The organism is Streptomyces sp. NPDC127108, from assembly GCF_042677545.1.
Taxonomy (GTDB): domain Bacteria; phylum Actinomycetota; class Actinomycetes; order Streptomycetales; family Streptomycetaceae; genus Streptomyces.
The window spans coordinates 65,679-79,942 of record NZ_JBHXTE010000020.1 but is presented as its reverse complement, the minus strand read 5'-3'; the positions used below and the strand labels follow the sequence as shown (position 1 = coordinate 79,942).

At 71.4% G+C, this 14,264-nt stretch carries 12 protein-coding genes; 7 read left to right on the top strand and 5 right to left on the bottom strand.

Annotated features, from left to right (window positions below):
* Window positions 1-58: 58 nt before the first annotated feature.
* The 4 genes from ACFVHO_RS18620 to ACFVHO_RS18605 all read right to left on the bottom strand — a co-directional run bounded on the left by ACFVHO_RS18620 (window position 59) and on the right by ACFVHO_RS18605 (window position 4,586).
* Complete coding sequence (locus tag ACFVHO_RS18620; protein ID WP_385715344.1) at window positions 59-910, bottom strand: S-methyl-5'-thioadenosine phosphorylase; 852 nt, start codon at window positions 908-910, stop codon at window positions 59-61.
* A 112-nt stretch (window positions 911-1,022) separates the two neighbouring features.
* The gene (locus tag ACFVHO_RS18615) at window positions 1,023-1,361 is read right to left on the bottom strand and encodes an FmdB family zinc ribbon protein (RefSeq protein ID WP_385715342.1); all 339 of its coding nucleotides are present in this window, start codon (window positions 1,359-1,361) and stop codon (window positions 1,023-1,025) included.
* Between the two features lie 67 nt (window positions 1,362-1,428).
* Window positions 1,429-2,694, bottom strand: coding sequence for an MFS transporter (locus ACFVHO_RS18610; RefSeq protein ID WP_385715339.1), 1,266 nt, complete (start codon window positions 2,692-2,694; stop codon window positions 1,429-1,431).
* A 392-nt stretch (window positions 2,695-3,086) separates the two neighbouring features.
* The gene (locus tag ACFVHO_RS18605; RefSeq protein WP_385715569.1) at window positions 3,087-4,586 is read right to left on the bottom strand and encodes a potassium/proton antiporter; all 1,500 of its coding nucleotides are present in this window, start codon (window positions 4,584-4,586) and stop codon (window positions 3,087-3,089) included.
* A gap of 229 nt (window positions 4,587-4,815) precedes the next feature.
* On the opposite strand from ACFVHO_RS18605, the gene ACFVHO_RS18600 reads away from it, so the two are divergent.
* Window positions 4,816-7,671 (top strand): penicillin acylase family protein, encoded by a 2,856-nt coding sequence (locus ACFVHO_RS18600; protein ID WP_385715337.1) that lies wholly within the window; start codon window positions 4,816-4,818, stop codon window positions 7,669-7,671.
* A 142-nt stretch (window positions 7,672-7,813) separates the two neighbouring features.
* Here the strand turns inward: ACFVHO_RS18600 and ACFVHO_RS18595 are convergent, their stop codons facing one another.
* Entirely contained in the window at window positions 7,814-8,425 is a 612-nt protein-coding gene (locus tag ACFVHO_RS18595) for a 5-formyltetrahydrofolate cyclo-ligase (protein ID WP_385715334.1), read from the bottom strand.
* A gap of 94 nt (window positions 8,426-8,519) precedes the next feature.
* Between ACFVHO_RS18595 and galU the strand changes: the two genes are divergently transcribed.
* From galU to glpR, 6 genes are all read left to right on the top strand, one after another.
* Entirely contained in the window at window positions 8,520-9,422 is a 903-nt protein-coding gene (gene galU, locus ACFVHO_RS18590) for a UTP--glucose-1-phosphate uridylyltransferase GalU (protein WP_030359420.1), read from the top strand.
* Between the two features lie 3 nt (window positions 9,423-9,425).
* Entirely contained in the window at window positions 9,426-10,778 is a 1,353-nt protein-coding gene (gene glp / locus ACFVHO_RS18585) for a gephyrin-like molybdotransferase Glp (protein ID WP_385715332.1), read from the top strand.
* A gap of 121 nt (window positions 10,779-10,899) precedes the next feature.
* Window positions 10,900-11,391, top strand: a complete 492-nt coding sequence (gene moaC / locus ACFVHO_RS18580) for a cyclic pyranopterin monophosphate synthase MoaC (protein ID WP_385715329.1) — start codon at window positions 10,900-10,902, stop codon at window positions 11,389-11,391.
* Window positions 11,388-11,939, top strand: coding sequence for a molybdenum cofactor biosynthesis protein B (locus tag ACFVHO_RS18575; protein ID WP_385715326.1), 552 nt, complete (start codon window positions 11,388-11,390; stop codon window positions 11,937-11,939). Before moaC ends, ACFVHO_RS18575 begins: the two co-directional genes overlap by 4 nt.
* Complete coding sequence (locus tag ACFVHO_RS18570; protein WP_385715566.1) at window positions 11,936-12,559, top strand: GNAT family N-acetyltransferase; 624 nt, start codon at window positions 11,936-11,938, stop codon at window positions 12,557-12,559. Before ACFVHO_RS18575 ends, ACFVHO_RS18570 begins: the two co-directional genes overlap by 4 nt.
* Window positions 12,560-12,838: 279 nt before the next feature.
* Complete coding sequence (gene glpR, locus ACFVHO_RS18565) at window positions 12,839-14,173, top strand: gephyrin-like molybdotransferase receptor GlpR (protein ID WP_385715324.1); 1,335 nt, start codon at window positions 12,839-12,841, stop codon at window positions 14,171-14,173.
* Window positions 14,174-14,264 lie beyond the last annotated feature (91 nt).

Sequence of the window (14,264 nt, the reverse complement as noted above, 5' to 3'; positions counted from 1 at the left end):
GGGAAGTTCCACCCGCGCCGACCCGCGCCGACCCGGGCCGAAACCGGCGCGGAACCCCCTACGGCAACCGAATCCCCGTCTCAAGCCCACCCAGCGCCCCCACGCACAGACAGTCCCGCTCCGCGTTCGCCGGCAGCCCCGCCACCGCGTCGAACAGCACGGTCCGCAGCCGGCCCACATTGGCGGCGAAGACCTGGAGCACCTCGTCGTGCGAGACGCCCTCGCCGGACTCGGCGCCCGCGTCGAGGTCCGTGACGAGGGTCAACGACGCGTAGCAGAGCTCCAGTTCACGGGCGAGGATCGCCTCGGGGTGACCCGTCATGCCCACCACGGACCAGCCCTGCGCCGCGTACCAGCGCGACTCGGCGCGGGTCGAGAACCGGGGCCCCTCGATCACCACGAGCGTGCCGCCGTCCACCGGCTCCCAGTCGCGGCCGCGCGCGGCCTTGAGGGCGGCGGCGCGGCCCGTCGGGCAGTAGGGGTCGGCGAGCGACACGTGCACGACCTTCGGCGTGCTGCCATCGGCCAGCGGAAGGCCGTCGAAGTAGGTCTGCGGACGGGACTGCGTACGGTCCACGAGCTGGTCGGGCACCAGGAGCGTGCCGGGACCGTACTCGGGCCGCAGCCCGCCGACGGCGCACGGGGCGAGCACCTGGCGCACGCCCAGGGAGCGCAACGCCCACAGGTTGGCGCGGTAGTTGATGCGGTGCGGAGGCAGATGGTGGTCGCGGCCGTGGCGCGGCAGGAAGGCGACCCGACGCCCGGCGATCTCACCGAGGAACAAGGAGTCGCTGGGGGAGCCGTAGGGGGTGTCGACGTGCACTTCGGTGACGTCGTCGAGGAAGGAGTAGAAGCCGGAGCCGCCGATGACGCCGATCTCGGCCTGAGTCGCGTTCGCCGTATTCACCATGGCCAGCACAGTAGCCGGGCCCGGATACGCCGAGGACCCCGCCGTCGTACGACAGCGGGGTCCTGGGAAGTGCTGGGGTCCGGCGGGAGGCCGGGGTCCCTGTGGGGCCCGGTCAGGCCGCCGAGGAGCTCGTCGACGACGAGGAGGAGCTCGACGACGAGGACGCGGAGGAAGACGAGGACGACGTCGACGAGGAAGAGGACGACGAGGAGTCCGACGACTTCGACGTGGAGGTCGAGGACGACGTCGACGCGGGCGAGCTGCTGGACGACGAGCCGCGGCTGTCGTTGCGGTAGAAGCCGGAGCCCTTGAAGACGATGCCGACGGCCGAGAACACCTTCTTGAGGCGTCCGTCGCAGTTCGGGCACACGGTCAGGGCGTCATCGGTGAACTTCTGCACCGCCTCGAGGCCCTCGCCGCACTCGGTGCACTGGTACTGGTACGTCGGCACTTGCTTCCTCCTGGCACTCTCACTCGATGAGTGCTAACGACGGTCCATAGTGACGTATTCCGCGGGATCAGTCCACCGTCACCGGCACGCGGTGACCGACGCCACGTGCGACGGTGCGGCCCTGGCTCTTCGGAGTGAGCCGGGAGCGCAGCGACAGGAGCACGGCCAGCGCGAGCGCCGTGCCGCCGAGGGGCACCAGGAATCCGGCGCCGTCCCAGAAGCGGTCCTCCAGCTGTCCGGCGACCGTGACGGCCGCCGCCTGCCCGAGCGCGACCGCGCCGGTGAGCAGGGTGAAGGCCTCCGTGCGGGCGGTCGGCGCGACCAGGCTGTCGACCAGCGTGTAGCCGGTGATCAGGGCGGGCGCGATGCAGACGCCGACGAGCAGGCCGAGCCCGGCGAGCAGCAGCACGGAGTGCGCGGCCCACAGGCCGGACGCCATCAGCGTCAGTCCGGCGTACCCGAGGACGAGCCGCCGCTGCGGGGCGATCTTCCAGGCGATGGCGCCGCAGGCGATCCCGGAGAGCATGTTGCCCGCGGCGAACGTGCCGTACAGGACGCCGTTCAGGCCGGGCTGCCCGATGGACTCGGTGAAGGCGGCCAGGGAGACCTGCATGCCGCCGAAGACGGTGCCGATGCCGAGGAACGCGACGATCAGGACGCGTACGCCGGGCACCCGCAGCGCCGAATCGTGCCCCACGCGCGCGTGGCCCGCGGCGGCGGGCTTCGGCTGGGTGCTCTTCTGCGCGGCGAACAGCAGACCGCCGACGAGGGTGAGGCCCGCCTCGGTGAGCAGTCCGGCCGCGGGGTCGACGCCGGTGCACAGCGCGGTGGCGACCAGCGGGCCGAGGACGAAGGTCAGCTCGTCGGTGACGGACTCGAAGGCCGCCGCGGTCTGCGCGAGCGGGGTGCCCTGGAGCTTGACGCCCCAGCGTGCGCGCACCATCGGCCCGATCTGCGGGGTCGACGCACCGGTCGGCACGGCGGCCACGAAGAGCGCCCACAGGGGGGCGTCGGTCAGCGCGAGCACGGTCAGGGTGACGCCGGACGCGGTGTGCACGAGGACGCCGGGCAGCAGGACGGCGCGCTGTCCGAAGCGGTCGGCGAGCTTGCCGGTGAAGGGCGCGAACAGGGCCATGGAGACGCCGGTGACGGCCGACACCGCACCGGCGGCCCCGTACGAGCCGGTGGTGTGCTGCACGAGCAGCACGATGGAGATGGTGAGCATCGCGAACGGCTGCCGCGCGGCGAATCCCGGAAGCAGGAAGGTCCAGGCGCGAGGGGTGCGCAGAAGTTGTCCGTAGCCCGGGCGGGGTTCGGTGACCGTGGACGCCACGGCCCTTGCCTTTCTGCTGCCTGGTAGCGCGGCCGCTTTCCAGGGCGACGGCGCCGAGAGCTGTCCTCTTGCGCAGAACTGCGGTAGATACCGGTCGCCCACTGCGAGGGCGCCGCGGCCGCCATACGGTCGCGCCAGCTCTGCGTCAGACAGAGTTGGTTCGATCAGTGTCGGTACCGAGTGATCGAGATTCGATGCAGTCGGTACGTTCAGAGTGTGCCTTCATCGTACAGGTGCCACGCAAGACACACCTGGGATTACGAGAAGTGAGACCCCCGCCACCTGCGATTGCCCCCGCACTGCCCCCGAGACGCCCCCACGTCTTCCTGCGTCTTCCTGCTCCGGGCCCCGCCCGGCCTTGCGCCGCCGCGACCGTCAGGCCGTCGGCCCCCTCATCGCTGCCCGCCCGGCAGCCCCAGCCAGCCCACCAGCTTGCCGCCCTGGGCGACGGCCCGCAGCCGCTGCTCGGCCGCGTCGCGCACCGGGTCCGTGGCCACCACCAGGAGCTCGTCGCCGTTCCGCAGCACGGTCGTCGGGCCCGGTACGAAGGATTTGCCGTCGCGCACGATCAGGGTGACGGCGGACCCCGTGGGCAGCCGCAGCTCGCTGATCTCGACGCCGTGGAGACGGGAGCCCTCCGGTACGGGCACCGAGAGCAGATGGCCCCGGAGCCGCTCCAGGGGTGCCGACTCGATGCCCAGGTCGGAGGCCTCCGTGCCCTTGCCGATGCCGAGGATCCTGGCCAGGCCGGGCAGGGTCGGTCCCTGCACCAGGGTGTAGACGACGACGAGCACGAACACGATGTTGAAGATCTTCTCGCTGTCGTCGACACCGTTCACCATCGGGATCGTGGCGAGAATGATGGGCACGGCGCCGCGCAGCCCGGCCCAGGACATCAGCGCCTTCTCCTGCCAGGGCATCCGGAACGGCAGCAGGCCCACCACGACGGACAGCGGCCGGGCGACCGCGGTCAGGATGAGCCCGATGATCACCGCGGGCAGGATGTCGTCGAGCAGCCGGTGCGGCGTGACGAGCAGGCCGAGCAGGACGAACATGCCGATCTGGGCGATCCATCCGACGCCTTCGGCGAAGCCGCGGGTGGCCGCCCAGTGCGGCAGCTTGGCGTTGCCCAGCACCATGGAGGCCAGGTACACGGCGAGGAATCCACTGCCGTGGGCGATGGCCCCGGCGGCGTAGGCGGCGACGGCGATGGCCATCACCGCGATCGGATAGAGACCGGACGCGGGCAGCGCCACATGCCGCAGCCCGTAAGCGCCGAGCCAGCCCACCGCGAGCCCGATGGCCGCTCCGATGGCCAGCTCCAGGGCTATCTCCCCGACCAGGACGTACCAGTGGTGCACCGGTCCCGCGGTGGAGAAGGCCACGACGAGGATCACCACGGGGGCGTCGTTGAACCCCGACTCCGCCTCCAGGACTCCCGTGATCCGGGACGGGAGCGGCACTCTGCGCAGCACGGAGAAGACGGCCGCCGCGTCCGTCGAGGACACCACCGCGCCGATGATGAGCGCCTGCCGCCAGTCGAGCCCGACCAGGTAGTGCGCTCCGGCGGCCGTCACGCCGACGCTGACCGCGACGCCGACGAGGGCGAGACAGGCCGCGGCGGGCAGTGCCGGCTTGATCTCTTTCCACTTGGTGCCCAGGCCGCCCTCGGCCAGGATCACGACCAGCGCCGCGTAACCGATGACCTGGGTGAGCTGGGCGTTGTTGAAGGTGACGTTGCCTATGCCGTCCTGGCCCATGGCGACGCCGATGCCGAGGTACAGCAGCAGGCTCGGCAGCCCGCTGCGAGAGGAGAGGCGCACCGCGACGACCGCGACGAGCAGGACGAGCGAGCTGATGAGCAGAAGCTGGTTGAGGTCGTGGACAGACAGGGGCTGATCCTTCCGTCGAGCGAGCCGTGATGCTTCGTTACGTTACCTAAGCTTTAACGCGCTCTTGACGCGCGCCCCTGCACTCCGCCTAGCATCTCCGAACCTTCGTTCGATGCCGGTTTCCGACTCCGCGTCCGGGGCCGTATCGCCCTGCGCCTATGGTTGCTCCAGCACTCCAGGACCCGCACAAGCCCCGCCCTGCCGCTCGCGAAGGACAGCAAGGACAGCGATGCCCTCCAACACCAACGCCTCTTCCGGTCGCAAGTCCGGTAGGAAGAAGGGGCGCCGAGCCCGACTGATCGTGATCGTCCTGGTCCTGGCCGTCGTAGGAGGCATCGGTTTCGGCGCGTACTGGAGCATCAGCACCGTCCGCGCCTCCTTCCCGCAGACCAAGGGCTCCATCGACCTGAAGGGCCTGTCGGGCACGGTCGAGGTCAAGCGCGACGGCAACGGCATTCCGCAGCTCTACGCCGAGTCCGACGAGGACCTGTTCATGGCACAGGGCTTCGTGCAGGCGCAGGACCGCTTCTGGGAGATGGACGTACGCCGCCATATGACCTCCGGCAAGCTCTCCGAGATGTTCGGGAAGAGCCAGGTCAAGACCGATGAGTTCCTGCGCACTCTCGGTTGGCACCGCGTTGCCAAGAAGGAGTACGACTCCAAGCTCTCGCCGAAGACGAAGAAGTACCTCCAGGCGTACGCCAAGGGGGTCAACGCCTACCTCGACGGCAAGGAGGGCAAGGAGATCTCCGTGGAGTACGCGGCGCTCTCCTTCGAGAACGACTACAAGCCGCAGCGGTGGACGCCGGTCGACTCGATCGCCTGGCTCAAGGCCATGGCCTGGGACCTGCGCGGCAACATGCAGGACGAGATCGACCGCTCCCTGATGACGAGCCGCCTCGGCCCGTCGCAGATCAAGGACCTGTACCCGGAGTACCCCTTCGACCTGCACAAGCCCATCGTGCAGGAGGGCCGCTACAACGGGGTCACCGAGAAGTTCAGCGGTGACGACTCGACGAGCGGGCAGTCGGGTACGGGCACCGGCACGGGGACCGGCAGCGGTACGGGTACGGGCACTGGCACCGGGACCGGCACAGGAACGGGCACAGGCACCGGTACGGGCACAGGCACCGGAACCGGCACCGCGGGCACCGGAGGCTCCCCGAACACCGGCAGCGGCCTGCAGTCCCAGCTCTCCGGCCTCTCCGACGTCCTCGACAAGATCCCGGACGCGGGCCTCGGCTCGAACGGCAACGGCATCGGGTCCAACAGCTGGGTGGTCGCCGGGGCGCACACCATCACCGGCAAGCCGCTCCTCGCCAACGACCCGCACCTCGCGCCGCAGCTGCCGTCCGTCTGGTACCAGATGGGCCTGCACTGCAAGTCGGTGTCCGCCAAGTGCCAGTACGACGTCAGCGGCTACACCTTCTCCGGCCTGCCCGGCGTGGTCATCGGCCACAACAAGGACATCGCCTGGGGCATGACGAACCTCGGCGCCGACGTCACCGACCTGTACCTGGAGAAGTTCACCGCCGACGGCTACCAGTACGACGGCAAGATCGTGCCGTTCAAGGCCCGCGAGGAGAAGATCAAGGTCGCGGGCGGCAAGACCAAGACGATCACCGTCCGGGAGACGAACAACGGCCCGCTGATCTCCGACCGCGACGACGAACTGGTCAAGGTCGGCAAGAAGGCCCAGGTCGACGCCTCCGCGCCGGACCGCGGCGACGGCTACGGCATCGCCCTGCGCTGGACCGCCCTGGAGCCCGGCAAGTCCATGGACGCCGTCTTCGAGCTGAACAAGGCCAAGGACTTCAAGGACTTCCGCAAGGCCGCCGCCGACTTCGAGGTGCCCTCGCAGAACCTGATCTACGCCGACACCGAGGGCAACATCGGCTACCAGGCGCCCGGCAAGATCCCCACCCGCGGCAAGGGCGACGGCTCGCTGCCCGCGCCCGGCTGGGACCCCGACTACCGCTGGGGCGACCCGATCCCGCAGGACGCGCTGCCGTACGAGTACAACCCCAAGCGCGGCTACATCGTCACCGCCAACCAGGCCGTGATCGACGACGACGGGGGCAAGAAGTACCCGTACAAGCTCACCTCCGACTGGGGCTACGGCGCGCGCAGCCAGCGCATCGAGGACCTCATCAAGTCCAAGACGAAGAACGGCGGCAAGATCTCCACGGAGGACATGCGGCTGATGCAGTCGGACAACAGCAGCGAGATCGCCCGGCTGCTCGTGCCCAAGCTGCTCAAGATCGACATCAGCGACAAGCACGTCCGTGAGGCCCAGAAGCTCCTCGAGGGCTGGGACTACACCCAGGACGCCGATTCGGCCGCCGCCGCGTACTTCAACGCCGTCTGGCGCAGCATCCTGCAGCTCGCCATCGGCAACAAGCTGCCCAAGGAGCTGCGCGTCAAGGGCCAGTGCCTGTCCGTCGAGCCGACGGGCAACACCCGCCCGGCCGACGAGGAGAACCGGGTGCGCGAGTGCGGCCAGCGTGACGCGGACTCCGCCCAGCCCGACGGCGGCGACCGCTACTTCGAGGTCATCCGCAAGATCCTCGACGACGAGAAGAACGACTGGTGGAAGACGCCGGGCACGCGCCTCGACAAGGAGACCAAGAACCGCGACCAGCTGTTCGCGCGGGCCATGGAGGACGCCCGCTGGGATCTGACGGCGAAGCTCGGCAAGGACATCGACACCTGGAGCTGGGGGCGTCTGCACACCCTCACGCTGAAGAACCAGACGCTCGGCACCGAGGGTCCCGGCTGGCTCCAGTGGGTGCTCAACCGCGGCCCCTGGAAGCTCGGCGGCGGCGAGGCCACGGTCAACGCCACCGGCTGGAACGCGGCCGGCGGCTACGGAGTGATCTGGGTGCCGTCGATGCGGATGGTCGTCAACCTGAAGGACCTCGACAAGTCCCGCTGGATCAACCTCACCGGCGCCTCCGGGCACGCCTACAGCGACCACTACACCGACCAGACCGGCAAGTGGATCAAGGGCGAACTGCTGCCGTGGGCCTACTCGGAGAAGGCCGTCGAGGACAGCACGGACGACACCCTGGTGCTCAAGCCCTGACGGGCACGCACCGGCGGCCCCTCGGGGTCGGGTGACATCGGAAAGGGCCCTCCACGCGCGCGTGGAGGGCCCTTTCGCCGTACGGGACGCCCTGCTCGCCGTACGGGACGCCCTGCGGAAGCTCCGGGAGCACACCCGCCGGTCACGTGAAGCGGCGCACCGCCGACGGCGTCACCACGGCGTGCACCGGCCGGTCGTGCGCCTCCACCGGGACGTGCGCGACCACTTCGGAGTCGTACAGGAGCACCACCAGGGCGGGCGAGACCGCCGCGCGCTCCAGGCGGGCGAGCACCCGGTCGTACGACCCGCCGCCGCGGCCGAGCCGCATCCCGCGCGCGTCCACCGCGAGCCCCGGGAGCAGCACGGTGTCGGCCTCCAGGACGGCGTCAGGGCCGAGGCGCGGGCCTGCGGGCTCCAACAGCGTCATCTTTCCCGCGTGTTGGACGGGCGCGAGGGAGTCGGGTCCGTCGTACGCGGCCCAGTCCAGGTCGTTGTCCGGGAGCAAGACGGGCAGCAGGACACGTGTCCCGCGCGCGTGGAGGGTGTCCAGAAGGGCACGGGTGCCGGGTTCGGTGCCTACGGAGACGTACGCCGCGACCGTGCGGGCGTCGGAGAGTTCGGGCAACTCCAGGGCGCGCTCGGCGAGGGAGGTGGTCGCCTTCTGCGTGTCACCGGGCGTCAACCCGCGTCTTACCGCGAGGATCTCCGCGCGCAATGTGCGCTTGTTTCCCTTGCCCGGGCCGGGTTGATCCATGGTCAACTCACAAATCCTTCCTATTGTGCGCACATGTGGGCCTATATTCCGGAGCCACAGATTCCACACATAGGCACCGGTTAAGGTAACGCTCATGACTGAGTCTCCCCCCAAGATCACCAAGGCTGTCATCCCAGCAGCGGGACTTGGCACTCGCTTCCTGCCCGCCACGAAGGCGACGCCCAAGGAGATGCTGCCGGTCGTCGACAAGCCGGCGATCCAGTACGTGGTCGAAGAGGCCGTCGCCGCGGGCCTGGACGACGTCCTCATGATCACGGGCCGCAACAAGCGCCCCCTGGAGGACCACTTCGACCGCAACTACGAGCTGGAGTCGGCCCTCGCGAAGAAGGGCGACGAGTCCCGGCTCGCGAAGGTCCAGGAGTCCAGCGACCTGGCGACCATGCACTACGTCCGCCAGGGCGACCCCCGGGGACTCGGTCACGCCGTCCTGTGCGCCGCCCCCCACGTCGGCCGGGAACCGTTCGCCGTGCTCCTCGGCGACGACCTGATCGACCCGCGCGACCCGCTGCTCGCGCGCATGGTCGAGATCCAGGAGCGGCACGGGGGCAGCGTCATCGCGCTCATGGAGGTCGCGCCCGAGCAGATCCACCTCTACGGCTGCGCGGCCGTCGAGCCCACCGCCGACGGCGACGTCGTGAAGGTCACCGACCTGGTCGAGAAGCCGGAGGCGGCGGACGCCCCGTCGAACTACGCGATCATCGGCCGCTATGTCCTGGACCCCCACGTCTTCGACATACTGCGCAAGACCGAGCCGGGCCGCGGTGGCGAGATCCAGCTCACCGACGCGCTCCAGCAGCTCGCGGCCGACGAGAAGATCGGCGGCCCCGTGCACGGCGTGGTCTTCAAGGGCCGCCGCTATGACACCGGCGACCGCGGCGACTATCTGCGTGCCATTGTCAGACTCGCGTGCGAACGTGAAGACCTGGGCCCTGACTTCAAGGCCTGGCTTCGCAGTTACGTCACCGAGGAGATGTAGCACTTGAGCAGCAGCGGCACGACGACGCACCACACCACAGGGCGGGACCGGCTCTGGTCGGTGGACGAGCACCTGGACGACGTCCTCGCGACCGTCCGCCCCCTGGAGCCCATCGAGCTCCAGCTCCTCGACGCCCAGGGCTGTGTCCTGATCGAGGACGTCACGGTGCCCGTCTCGCTGCCGCCGTTCGACAACAGCTCCATGGACGGGTACGCGGTGCGGGTGGCCGACGTCGCGGGCGCCAGCGAGGAGTTCCCCGCCGTCCTCACGGTCATCGGGGACGTCGCCGCGGGCCAGGGCGAGCAGCCCACGGTCGGCCCCGGCGAGGCCGCCCGCATCATGACCGGCGCCCCGCTGCCGCCCGGCGCCGAGGCCGTCGTGCCCGTGGAGTGGACCGACGGCGGGCTCGGCCAGGGCCCTGCCAGCGGCATGCGTGCCCACAGCGCGGCCCCCGAGGGCGCCTCCGGCGAGGTCCGGGTGCACCGCCCCGCCGAAGCGCGCGCCCACGTGCGCGCGCGGGGCAGCGACGTCCGCGCCGGGGACCGCGCCCTCACCGCGGGCACGGTCCTCGGCGCCCCGCAGATCGCCCTGCTCGCCGCGATCGGCCGGGGCACGGTCAAGGTGCGTCCGCGCCCGCGCGTGGTCGTCCTGTCCACCGGCAGCGAACTGGTCCAGCCCGGCGAGGAGTTGGCCGAAGGCCAGATCTACGACTCCAACAGCTTCGCCCTCACCGCCGCCGCCCGCGAGGCCGGAGCCATCGCCTACCGCGTCGGGGCGGTCACCGACGACGCCGAGATCCTGCGCTCCACCATCGAGGACCAGCTGATCCGCGCCGACCTGCTCGTCACCACGGGCGGCGTCAGCGTGGGGGCGTACGACGTCGTCAAGGAGGCACTCGACTCCATCGGCGACCCCGACGACGAGGAGGGCCTGGGCGCGGGCGGCGGTGTGGAGTTCCGCAAGCTCGCCATGCAGCCGGGCAAGCCGCAGGGATTCGGCACCATCGGCCCCGACCACACCCCGCTCCTCGCCCTCCCGGGCAACCCGGTGTCCTCGTACGTCTCCTTCGAAATGTTCGTACGGCCCGCCGTGCGCGCCCTGATGGGCCTGCCGGACGTGCACCGGCCCACCGTCCGGGCCCGGCTCACCGCCGACAAGGCGCTGACCTCGCCCGCCGGGAGGCGTCAGTTCCTGCGCGGACGCCATGACGCGGACGCGGGCACGGTGACGCCGGTCGGCGGCTCCGGGTCGCATCTGATCGCCGCCCTCGCCCACGCGGACGCGCTGATCGTCGTCCCCGAGGACACCACGTCCGTGGAGCCGGGCACGGACGTCGACGTGGTGCTGCTCGGCTGACGGGCCCCGTGTCCGGGCGGGCGTGCGGCTCGGGCGGGTCGCCGCCGGGGCGGTACTGTGTCGCGCACAGCAGGCCCGCGCACCGCACCGCGCGGCGCCCGGACCGGGAGCGCCACAGCACATGAGCACGCAGCAGCGACTGACGCACATCGACGAGGCGGGCGCCGCCCGCATGGTCGACGTATCCGAGAAGGACGTGACCGCCCGCACCGCGCGCGCCAGCGGCCGCGTCCTGGTCTCGCCCCGCGTGATCGAGCTGCTGCGGGGTGAGGGCGTACCCAAGGGCGACGCCCTGGCGACCGCCCGCATCGCCGGCATCATGGGCGCCAAGCGCACCCCCGACCTGATCCCGCTGTGCCACCCGCTGGCCGTCTCCGGAGTGAAGGTCGACCTGAGCGTCGCCGACGACGCCGTGGAGATCCTGGCCACCGTGAAGACGACCGACCGCACCGGCGTCGAGATGGAGGCCCTCACCGCGGTCACCGTCGCCGCCCTCACCGTCATCGACATGGTCAAGGCCGTCGACAAGGGCGCCGTCATCACGGACGTGCGGGTCGAGGAGAAGACGGGCGGCAAGTCCGGCGACTGGAACCGGCAGGGAGCGGGGGCATGACGGACCGCGCGCCCGCCGACGCCGGGGCGACGGCCGAGGGAAGCGGGGGCACGGCGTACCGGGCACTCGTCGTCACCGCCTCCAACCGCGCCGCCGCGGGCGTCTACGCCGACAAGGGCGGCCCGATCCTCGCCGAGGGCCTCGCCGCTCTCGGCTTCGCCGTGGACGGCCCGCTCGTGGTGCCGGACGGCGACCCCGTGGAGCGGGCCCTGCGCGAGGGCGTCGCCGCCGGGTACGACGTCATCCTCACCACCGGCGGCACCGGCATCTCGCCCACCGACGCCACCCCCGAGGCGACCCGCCGCGTCCTCGACCACGACGTCCCCGGCATCTCCGAGGCGATCCGCGCGTACGGCCGCGAGAAGGTGCCCACCGCCGTGCTCTCCCGGGGCCTCGCCGGGGTCGCGGGGCGCACGCTGATCGTGAACCTGCCGGGCTCCAGCGGCGGCGTGCGCGACGGAATCGCCGTCCTGACGCCCCTGTTGATCCACGCCGTCGACCAGCTGCGCGGCGGCGACCATCCGAGAACCGACGGGGGTGCGAGCTGAACAGCCCCAGCTGGCCCGCCGAACTGACGGACGGCGACGTCGTCCTGCGGCCGATAAAACTGCGCGACCAGCGTGCCTGGCGGGAGGTCAACCGGCGCAACCGCGACTGGCTGCGCCCCTGGGAGGCCACGATCCCGCCGCCCACCCCCAGCGGCCCGGTCGCCCACCGCCCCACCTACCGGCAGATGGTCCGGCACCTGCGCGCCGAGGCGAACGCGGGCCGCATGCTGCCGTTCGTCATCGAGTTCCAGGGCCGCCTCGTCGGCCAGTTGACGATCGCCGGGATCACCTGGGGGTCGATGTGCTCGGCCCATGTGGGCTACTGGGTCGACGAGTCGGTCGCGGGGCGCGGCGTGATGCCGACCGCCGTGGCGCTCGCCGTCGACCACTGCTTCCGCACCGTCGGGCTGCACCGCATCGAGGTCTGCATTCGGCCCGAGAACGCGCCGAGCCGTCGGGTCGTGGAGAAACTCGGATTCCGCGAGGAGGGGCTCAGGCCCCGCTATCTCCACATCGACGGGGCCTGGCGCGACCACTTGGTGTTCGCGCTCACCGTGGAAGAGGTGCCCGAGGGGCTGCTGCGCCGGTGGCAGCAGGCACGTCCGCAGAACACCCCGTAGGCATGTCCGCAGAACACCCCGTGACACCGCGTGATGCCGTCCGCGGAGCGTGGAACGGGCGCCTGACGGACCGTCGCGCCCCCGACGCGGCACAATGCTGCCACTCTCATAAATGAAATACCTGTTCGAAATTGATCGGTGAGTGACCGTTAAATTCGGGGCCTCGTCGGCCTGTTGATCGCATCAGTCACAAAAAAAGTTCGAGATATCAGCCAGATCGTGCGACACACCGGCTCAATTGGCGGATGGCCTCGACAAAACCCCTCTACCGTGTGAGGCGTGAGCAGCAGCGGCCTCATCTACGCAGTCATCGTCGGGGCCTGGGCCGCCTACTTGGTGCCGATGTGGCTCCGTAGGCAGGACGAGCTCAACGAAGCTCGTCCGACGGAACGCTTCAGCACCGCCATCCGGCTGCTGTCCGGACGGGCGGGAATGGAGCGCCGGTACGCCAAGGACCTGCAAGCGCGCTCGCCTGAGGAGGAGGAGTCGCGCAGCGACCCGGACGCCGTGACCGACTCGGTCGACGTCCGGGCCTTCGCCGTGCCTCCGGGAGCCGAACGCGAGGGGTGCGCCACGGACTCCCGCGCCCGCCCGCCCGCCGGCAGGCCCCAGGGCCGCGCGTCCGCCGCCGAACAGGCCAAGCCCGGCGCGCAGGCGCGCGTCGGCGCGCGTCCGGCCGCCAAGTCGGGGTCCGGGCAAGGGCCCAGGACGGCCGGGGGCTCCGGCGCGGAGCGGGGCCAGGGGCAGGGCCAGGCGCACGGTCAGGGCCAGAGTCACGGCCAGGGCCACGGCCAGAGTCAGAGCCAGGGGCCGTCCGCGGCCGCCCGGCGTGCCGCCGCTGCCGACGCCGCCGCCCGTGCCCGGCGCACGAAGGTGCTCGCGCGTCGCCGCCGCACCACGGTGATGCTGTTCCTCACGTTCACGGTCGGCACGATCGTCGCGGCGGTCGGCGGCTTCGCGTTCCTGTGGGCGCCCGCCGTCCCGGCCGCGCTGCTGAGCGCGTACATCGTCTACCTCCGTCGCCAGGAGCGCCGCCGCTTCACGTACACGATGGACCGGCGCCGGGCCGAGGCCGCCGCGCGGCGGCTGCGTGAGCGGCAGTCGCGCGGACGCGAGGCGAGCGCCGAGCCCGCCGCCGAGGAGCCCGCCCCAGAGTCGGAGACCGGCCTGTCGGCGCTCGCCGCCGACCGCCGCGCCCTCGTCGAGCAGACCGACCACGCCGAGTGGGTCGACCAGCAGCGCGAACGTCAGCACGGCCCCGGCCGCGCCGACAGCTGGGACCCGGTCCCGGTGCCGCTGCCGACCTACGTGACGGCGCCGGTCGCCCCGCGCGCCCCCGGCAGCGTCGACCTGGGCGCGCCCGACACCTGGAGCTCGGCCCGGTCCAGCACCGCCGAGCCCGCCGCCGACCGCGGGTCCGTGCCCGAGACCGCGGCGCCCGCCGACGAGCAGCGGGCCGACGGCGGCGAGGGCGACGAGAGCGGGGCCGACGGCGGCCGCAGCGACGCCCGCCGCGCGGCCTCCGCCCGCCGCTCCCGCGAGCGCGGCCGCACCCCGCTGTTCGACCAGTACGACGAGGGCGCCGACGGGCGCCCGCGCGCCGCCAACGAGTGACGGGCGGGCCCGGCGACCTCCTGTGGGGCGCCGCGGGCCCGCCTCCTCGACCGGCCCGGACCTGCCTCCCTGACCAGCACGGGAACGGATT

Bases quoted from the DNA above. Each gene is read 5' to 3' on its own strand.
- ACFVHO_RS18595 (WP_385715334.1), bottom strand. From the start codon at position 8,425: ATGGATCAACCCGGCCCGGGCAAGGGAAACAAGCGCACATTGCGCGCG.
- ACFVHO_RS18575 (WP_385715326.1), top strand. From the start codon at position 11,388: ATGACGGACCGCGCGCCCGCCGACGCCGGGGCGACGGCCGAGGGAAGC.
- ACFVHO_RS18620 (WP_385715344.1), bottom strand. From the start codon at position 910: ATGGTGAATACGGCGAACGCGACTCAGGCCGAGATCGGCGTCATCGGC.
- galU (WP_030359420.1), top strand. From the start codon at position 8,520: ATGACTGAGTCTCCCCCCAAGATCACCAAGGCTGTCATCCCAGCAGCG.
- ACFVHO_RS18600 (WP_385715337.1), top strand. From the start codon at position 4,816: ATGCCCTCCAACACCAACGCCTCTTCCGGTCGCAAGTCCGGTAGGAAG.
- moaC (WP_385715329.1), top strand. From the start codon at position 10,900: ATGAGCACGCAGCAGCGACTGACGCACATCGACGAGGCGGGCGCCGCC.